Origin of the sequence: Raineya orbicola (assembly GCF_002843425.1) — a bacterium.
Lineage (GTDB): Bacteria > Bacteroidota > Bacteroidia > Cytophagales > Thermonemataceae > Raineya > Raineya orbicola.
This window is the reverse complement of sequence record NZ_NKXO01000096.1, coordinates 1-827: the sequence shown is the minus strand read 5'-3', so window position 1 is coordinate 827 and position 827 is coordinate 1. Positions and strand designations below refer to the sequence as shown.

At 32.9% G+C, this 827-nt stretch carries 1 protein-coding gene; it reads right to left on the bottom strand.

The window, feature by feature from the left end; genetic code table 11:
• Positions 1-793, bottom strand: a 793-nt coding sequence (locus tag Rain11_RS13760) for a class I SAM-dependent methyltransferase (RefSeq protein WP_101359944.1), incomplete at its 3' end; no start/stop codon positions are given.
• Between the last annotated feature and the right edge of the window lie 34 nt (positions 794-827).

The following is an 827-nucleotide window of genomic DNA, read 5'->3' as shown; positions in this document are numbered from 1 at the left end:
ATTTATAATTTTCTACTTTAAAGTTCAATTTTCCTGAAAGTTTATTAAATGATTTTAAGTCAAACTCGTACAAATGAAAAGGTGTATGCATAGGACTAAGATTTGTTACATAGTTTGTCCCAATGAGTTTGAAATAAAAGTTAATAAATTTAGGTAATAACCATTTTGTTGAAGGCACTTCAATATGAATTATCCCATTTGGTTTTAACCAACTTAATGCTTTTTCAAGACATAATGAGGGTTCGTATAAATGCTCAAAAACAGCCCCGAATGTTATGAAGTCAAAGAATTCTGGTTCATAATCTAAATCTTCTATTGCGCCTAATTTCAGTTTCTCCCTATCTATCCCCATTTTAGATATGGCTCTTTCATAAAAAGGGATTGAAGGTTCAAGACCATATACATCAAAGCCTTTACTTTGCATTGATAGCATTGCTTTCCCTAAACCTGCACCAATGTCAAGGGCTTTCATTCCTGATTTAAAGTCCAACAGTTTTTTTGCTTCTTCAATTTGTGAACTGAAATAAGTGGGATGCCAAACAAAATACTCCTCTTTCCAATACTCCTCAGGTGGTGTTCCGTAGTGGTCTTGTAAGTCAAATGGAATAGGTTGAGGATTTGAATAAATAAGACCGCAGTTAGTACACTTTATTATACTTACGGATATTCCTGTTTTAGTTTTAGGTCTATAACCCTGAGATTTATTCAGTCGTTGTCCCAAAACTTTATGATTTGCTGTTTGGTCTCCGCACATTTCACAAACTGATATCTCTTTAAAACTGTATTTTTTCATTCTTGTTGGTTTTATCTTAATATAGGCTATAACG